Source organism: Mesorhizobium sp. M0808, from assembly GCF_040320025.1.
Lineage (GTDB): Bacteria > Pseudomonadota > Alphaproteobacteria > Rhizobiales > Rhizobiaceae > Mesorhizobium.
Window position 1 is genome coordinate 576332 of the sequence record NZ_JAMYOX010000001.1, and the last position, 6860, is coordinate 583191.

The following is a 6860-nucleotide window of genomic DNA, read 5'->3' on the forward strand; positions in this document are numbered from 1 at the left end:
CTAGAGTGCGGCCGCACGATAATGTCAGTAAATCTTATATAAAACTTTATGTATTAATTAAACCGGCGATTAATCAGCACATCAACGATCCCGTATGTCAATGTTCTCCTGCTTCGGGGACCATTTTTTAATGAACATCATTCCAGAGAATGATCACGCTGCGCCGCGTCGGGTTCAACAGTATACATCGATACAGGTCTTGCGCGGGCTGGCAGCTCTCATGGTTGTTGTCTATCATCTTCCGGCCGCACTGGGCATGCTCGATCTGCGTATTCCCATTCTAAACAGTGGCGTTAACCTGTTTTTCGTCATCAGCGGTTTTGTCATGGTTCTCTCGACGGAGAACAGACGTCGTGACCACCGTGCTTTTTTGATGCAGCGGTTCACGCGCGTCGTTCCGTTCTATTGGGTTATGACCTTCCTCATGGTCGCCGCACTTTGGTTGTTTGCCGGTCGTGCAGTGTCTCTTGAGCAGACCACCAATAGCCTGCTTTTCATACCCTATCTCGATACGGTCACAGGCTATGTCCAACCGGTGCTTGGCGTGGGTTGGACGCTCAATCTGGAAATCCTGTTTTACATTCTGTTCGCGGCGACTATGGGTTTTGGCAGGTTGACGCAAATGGCCGCGGTCGGCGTTGTCTTTGCAATCGCCGTTGCTGCACGCATCATCTTCAAACCCGCCGCCGACACTGTGCTGTTTTTCTACACCACGCCAATCCTGTTTGAGTTCCTTGCCGGCATGGCTCTCGGCCACCTGGTCCGCGGGCTGACGCGTTTGCCTGTTTTCCTGGGTGCCTCGGCAATCGTGTTCGCCATCATGTCCGTGCTGGTGATGGTACTTGGCTTCAACTTGCCGCGAACCCTTGCTCAGGGAATCCCGGCGTTGATCCTTGTCGCGGCTTGCATCAGCCTGGAAAGCTACTTCCGGCTTTTTGCTCCTCGCGTGCTGGCAATATTGGGCGATGCTTCCTACTCTCTCTATCTAACGCACCCTATCGTGCTGCTTGCGACCGCTCCTGTCGTTGCAAGCGCCAATCTGTCACCATGGCTTGCAGGCGTGGTTATTGTCACCGCCTGCATTGCCGTCTGCCTGGCCAGCTACAGTTTTATTGAAAAGCCGCTTTTGGCCATATCGCGGATGAGCCGTTCCGCCCATCAGGTGAAGGCGCAATGAGTTGCTGCTGCGCCCCCACCAACTTGGTCGGCGTGCTATGGAGGTGCGTTGCACCTCTTGCGCACCCTCGAACACAGCGCGTCCCGAACGGCGCTGTCCCGCCAGCCTCAAACCGGCGGCGCTGAACCTCCAAAGGTGTCCTGAACACAAAAAAACCGCCTCGGCGGGCGGGTCGTCGGTGTGAATCAGCACCATACCCAAATTAGTAGCATAGCTGCCGGCACAAAGCAAGAACAAAATGTGGCGACATCGACGAAACTGCCGATAGGCACAGCGGCACGGCGGATGACATGGCTCTTGCCGTTATTAAAAATCTCTCATAAGGTATTTTCATATCAGAAAGAAAATACGATAGTTTCTTTCCTTTTATGAAAGCCTGAGCGTTTGCGGGAACATCTGGATCAGACCGACCGGCGACTGGTCAAGCTGCTGTCGCAAGATGCGCAGCTTGGCGTCAACCGCCTCGCCGAGAAGATGGCGATCTCGGTGCCGACGGTGCGCATGCGGCTGCGCAACCTGCTCGACCGCAACCTGCTCAAGATCGTCGGGCTGCTCAACCTGACCGAACGCCCCGAGCTGATCTCGGCGATCGTCGGCATCAATGCGCAGGGACGCGGCCGCGCCCGGGAACTGGCGCAGCGCATCTCCGAACTGCCTTTCGTGAACTCGGCCGCCGTCGTCACCGGACGCTTCGACATCATCGTCGACGTGACCGTGGCCGGTGATGTCGCCGATCTCTACCGCGTCACCAGCGAGCTGATCCCCGGCGCCGGTGAGCCGGGCGAGGTCGTGCGCAGCGAAACCTTCGTCGTCATGGCGTCCTGCAACAAATGGGTCAGCCTGCCGGAAGGCTGCTGGTCGGACGAGACGCGAAAGGAAATGGCATGAAGATCGCGGTTCTCGGCGGCCTCGGCCTGCAAGGCCGAGCGGCGATCGCCGATCTCGTTGCCAGCGACGGCGTCGAGCAAGTGGTCTGCCTCGACACCGCAACCGACGGCGCTGCGCGGCTTGGCGGCCTGACCGACCTTGCCCGGGTGCGTTTCGTCGTGCCGGAGGGCGCGATCGGCCCAGCATTGGCCTATGTGATGAAGGACGTCGACGCGGTCATCGACCTGTTGCCGCAACCGCTGATGCGCGAGGCGGTGCAGGCGGCGATCGCGACGCGCACGCCGCTGGTCACCACCAATTACGGCAAGGCCATCGCCGACCTCGCGCCCGAGGCCGAAAAGGCCGGCGTTTCGATCGTCACCGAATGCGGGCTCGACCCCGGCATCGACCTTGTGCTCTACGCGCGCGCCGCAGGCCAGTTCGACACCATCACCGCGATCGATTCCTACTGCGGCGGCATTCCCGAGCCGAAGGCGGTGGTCGAGCCGCTGCGCTACAAGGTGAGCTGGAATTTCGACATGGTTCTGGTCAGCCAGAACCGCGACAGCGTGCTGGTCGAGGACGGCAAACGGGTCGATGTGCCGGCCGCCCGCCAGCACGACAATCGCTTCATCCACGAGATCGAGGTGGCGGGGCTAGGCAGGCTGGAAGCCTTCCCCAATGGCGACGCGCCGCATTACGCCGGCATGCTCGCCGCCGCCAAGGAGCTGCAGCGCTCCGGCCGCTATTCGCTGCGCTGGCCCGGCTGGTCGGCGTTCTGGGCGCCGCTGAAGCAGCTCGGCTTCCTGTCCGAGGACAAGGTGCCTGGCACCGGCGTCAGCCCACGCGAATTCCTCGGCCGGCTGCTTGGCCCGCAACTGCAATATGGCGCGGACGAAAAGGACCTTTGCGTGATGCGCAACGTCTTTGTCGGCAGCGAAGGCGGCCGCCGCAAGACGGTGACCTCGGAGCTGGTCATCGAACGCGACCTCGCCTCCGGCCTGTTCGGCATGAGCCTCGGCGTCGGCTATCCCGCCAGCATCGTGGCGCAGATGCTGGCAAGGCGCGAGATCGCCACGCCCGGCCTGCTCAACCCGCTGCTGCATGTGCCGGATGGCCGCTTCCTCGATGAGCTCGCCAGGCGCGCCATCAATGTCGCCGAAACGGTGAGCTGGGATTGAAGATTTTCGAACGGTGGTTGCCGCCGGCAACGGCGCCGCCGCTCAAAAGGCACCCCGATGGGGTGAAACAACAAGTGGAACAACAAACGACAACAAGGAGGAATGCCCAAATGAAGATTGCCAAGCTTTTCATCGCCGGCCTTGCGCTCGCTGGCCTTACCGCTGCCGCCAGTGCGGGAACGCTCGACGAGATCACCAAGCGCGGTGAGTTGCGTGTCGCCGTGCAGACGCAAGGCCCGCCCTTCTCGCTGGTGGGTGCTGCCGGCGAACGCACCGGCAGTTCGGTCGAACTCGCCGAACTGATGGCCAAGGAAATGGGCGTCAAGATCACCTTCCTCGACTTCGACTGGGACGGCCTGATCCCGGCGCTGCTGTCGGGCAAGGCCGATCTTCTGGTCGCCGACATGACCCCGACACTGGCGCGTGGCATGAAGGTCGCCTTCACCAAGCCTTACATGTACACGGGCAGCACAGTCTTCACCAAGGCTGGGACCGCCTTCAAGTCCACCGAGGACTGCAAGGCCAAGGGCACCAAGATCGCGGTGCTGCTCGGCGCCACCGGCGAGAAGGAAGCCAAGGCCGCCTTCCCCGATGCCGATATCAAGAGCTACAAGGGCGGCGGCCCGCTGTTGCTCGACGCCGTCAACAACGGCCAGGCCGATTGCGGCGTCAACGACGTCTCGGCGGTCAAGGGCCAGTCAACCGCTTACCCGGCCGGCAGCTTCATCATCATGCCGGACATGCTGTCGAAGGAGCCGCTGGCCTTCGCCACGCGCTATGACGAGCAGGACCTGCTGGTCTGGATGAACCTGTTCCTCGACCAGGTCAGCCTCGACGGCCGCCTGCAGAAGAACCTCGATTACTGGGTCAATTCCGACGCCTGGAAGAAGGATCACTGAGTAGAGTGAATGGTGAATAGTGAATAGTAAGTAGGGAGTAGGGAGTAGGGAGTAGAGAAGAGCTACTCGCTACTCGCGTACGCCCTACTCACTACTCACTATTCACTATTCACTATTCACCATTCACCATTCACCGTCCAAAATGCTCGAAAACTTCAGCTTCCGCACCATCGTCGAATATCTGCCCCTGTTCGGGCAGGGCCTCGTCACGACCGTGTGGCTGTCTGTCCTCTCCTTTGCCGGCGCACTCGCCGTCGGCATCGTGCTCGCCGCCATGAACCTGCAGCGCGGCCGGCTGTTCCGCGTCCCGGCCAAGGCCTATATCGACGCGGTGCGCGCCACGCCGCTGCTGGCGCAGCTTTATTTCCTCTATTTCGGCCTGCCGCGGCTCGGCTTCGTCCTGCCCGAGCTCGTCGTCGGCATCTTAGCCCTGTCGCTGAACAGCGGCGCCTACGTCGCCGAGATCATCCGCGCCGGCATCCTGTCGATCCCGCGCGGCCAGGTGGAGGCCGGCGTCGCTTCGGGCATGACCTATGTCCAGCGCATGCGCCTCGTCATCCTGCCGCAGGCGTTCAAGGTGACGATCCCGCCGCTGCTCGGCCAGGCGATCGTGCTGGTCAAGGATTCCGCCCTACTGTCGCTGATCTCGGTCGCCGAATTGACGCGCGCCGGACAATTGCTCGCCTCCGACCGCTTCATGCCGGCCGAGGGTTTCATCACCATCGCCGCCTTCTACCTGCTGCTCTATTACGGGCTGAAGGGTCTGGCGGCGCTCTCCGGGCGCTGGCTCGGCCTGGCGGGGGCACGGACATGATCTGGCAGCAGCTGCAAAGCGTCGCCGGCAGCTATCCCCTGGCGCTGCGCGGCCTCGGCATGACCGTGGTGCTGTCGCTGATCAGCCTGGTGCTGGGCACGCTGCTCGGCTTCGGCCTCGGCATCCTGCGCACCGGCGGCAACCGGCTGATCAGCGGCGCGATCGGTGCCTGGGTCGACCTGATCCGCGGCACGCCGTTCCTGGTGCAGATCTTCCTGATCTTCTTCATCCTGCCGGAACTCGGCATCGAGCTCGACGCCTTCACCGCCGGCATCATCGCGCTGACCAACCTGGCCGCCTGCTTCATCTGCGAGATCGTCGTCGCCGGCATCCGCTCGGTGCCGACCGGCCAGGTCGAGGCAGCACTTGCGTCCGGCCTGTCGCGCTGGCAGCGCATGCGCCAGGTGGTGCTGCCGCAGGCGATGCGCATCGTGCTGCCGCCGCTGGTCGGGCAATATGTGCTGCTGATCAAGGATTCCTCGGTCGTCTCGGCCATCGGCCTCACCGACCTCACCCGCGTCGGCTGGCTGGTGGTGCAGCGTGTACCCAATGGGCTGCTGGTCTTCTTCCTCGTCGGGCTCGGTTACTTCATCGTCTGCTACCCCCTGATCATGCTGGCCCGCCGGCTGGAGCAACGTATCGGCGCGGCGCATGGCGAGGTGCAATTGTGATGTCGAACCCCAGCAAAAATGGCACCGGCATGATCGAATTTCGCGGCGTCAACAAATGGTTCGGCCAGCTCAACGTGCTCAGGGATATCACGCTGAGCGTCGAGCCTCGCGAAGTGGTCGTCGTCTGCGGCCCGAGCGGCTCGGGCAAGAGCACCTTGATCCGCTGCATCAATGGGCTGGAGACGATCCGCGACGGCGACCTGACGGTCGACGGCCAGCGCCTCGGCGACCCCGCCACCAACATGACGCGGCTGCGCACCGAGATCGGCTTCGTCTTCCAGTCGTTCAACCTCTACCCGCACAAGACGGCGCTCGAGAACGTCACCCTGGCGCCGATCCATGTCCGCAAGATCCCGCGCGCTGAAGCCGAGAAGGCCGGGCGCGAATTGCTCGCCAAGGTCGGCCTCGCCGACAAGGTGAACGCCTATCCGGCGCAGCTGTCTGGTGGCCAGCAGCAGCGCGTGGCGATCGCCCGCTGCCTCGGCATGCGCCCCAAGATCATGCTGTTCGACGAGCCGACCTCGGCCCTCGATCCCGAGATGATCTCCGAAGTGCTCGACGTCATGGTCGCGGTGGCCGAGGAAGGCATGACCATGATGGTGGTGACGCACGAAATGGGCTTTGCCCGCAAGGTCGCCCAGCGCGTTGTGTTCATGGACGCCGGCGCCATTGTCGAGAGCGGCACCCCGGACGAGTTCTTCTCCAACCCGAAGACCGACCGCAGCCGCGCCTTCCTGAGCAAGATCCTGCGGCATTAGGGCTAACAACTCAATTAGCTGACTGCCGGCTGCGACCGAGATGAGTGGAAATCGACCTTAGGACTCGCGCACCGTGACCTTGGTCACAGCTCTGTCGCCACGCTCAATCTTAATGCGCTTGTCACTCGGGATAGGCGGTGGAGCTACGTTAGCAATCTTTCCATCCTCTAACCGATCCGCAGTCAAAAGCTCTTCCCCTTTCGCCGTCTTTAGGCGCTCTAATTGATTGATTACAATCCTGACATGCCGGCCTCCCAAACGAAAAAATCGGACAAGAATATTGTTAATAGCGAGCAGGCAGGCGGAAGAAGCAACTTGCGAATTAGAGAAAGCGCATCACGCTTTCAATATAGCGGCCGAGTCCCTGGCCCTCAATATCAACTAACGGACTGTCGTAAGCAGATGAGTTGTCCGGGTTAGGTAGCAGACGAGTTGTCCGGTTTGATCTTCAGCGAACGGAGGCTGGGGATGAGACGGGCAGCATGGCTACAGG

At 61.6% G+C, this 6860-nt stretch carries 7 protein-coding genes; all 7 read left to right on the plus strand.

Going from position 1 to position 6860, the window contains the following annotated elements:
- Positions 1-130 precede the first annotated feature (130 nt).
- The 7 genes from NKI25_RS03025 to NKI25_RS03055 all read left to right on the plus strand — a co-directional run bounded on the left by NKI25_RS03025 (position 131) and on the right by NKI25_RS03055 (position 6367).
- Entirely contained in the window at positions 131-1177 is a 1047-nt protein-coding gene (locus NKI25_RS03025; protein WP_352998129.1) for an acyltransferase family protein, read from the plus strand.
- 384 nt (positions 1178-1561) lie between these two features.
- On the plus strand, positions 1562-2065 hold the full coding sequence (locus NKI25_RS03030) for an Lrp/AsnC family transcriptional regulator (protein ID WP_023677254.1): 504 nt from the start codon (positions 1562-1564) through the stop codon (positions 2063-2065).
- Positions 2062-3225 (plus strand): saccharopine dehydrogenase family protein, encoded by a 1164-nt coding sequence (locus tag NKI25_RS03035; RefSeq protein ID WP_352998131.1) that lies wholly within the window; start codon positions 2062-2064, stop codon positions 3223-3225. Before NKI25_RS03030 ends, NKI25_RS03035 begins: the two co-directional genes overlap by 4 nt.
- Before the next feature lie 110 nt (positions 3226-3335).
- A complete protein-coding gene (locus tag NKI25_RS03040; RefSeq protein ID WP_352541231.1) occupies positions 3336-4124 on the plus strand; it encodes an ABC transporter substrate-binding protein in 789 nt (262 codons plus the stop codon).
- A 142-nt stretch (positions 4125-4266) separates the two neighbouring features.
- Positions 4267-4938, plus strand: coding sequence for an amino acid ABC transporter permease (locus NKI25_RS03045; RefSeq protein ID WP_023720609.1), 672 nt, complete (start codon positions 4267-4269; stop codon positions 4936-4938).
- Positions 4935-5609, plus strand: a complete 675-nt coding sequence (locus tag NKI25_RS03050; protein ID WP_352587207.1) for an amino acid ABC transporter permease — start codon at positions 4935-4937, stop codon at positions 5607-5609. Before NKI25_RS03045 ends, NKI25_RS03050 begins: the two co-directional genes overlap by 4 nt.
- A 29-nt stretch (positions 5610-5638) precedes the next feature.
- Positions 5639-6367, plus strand: a complete 729-nt coding sequence (locus NKI25_RS03055) for an amino acid ABC transporter ATP-binding protein (RefSeq protein WP_352744094.1) — start codon at positions 5639-5641, stop codon at positions 6365-6367.
- Positions 6368-6860: the final 493 nt, after the last annotated feature.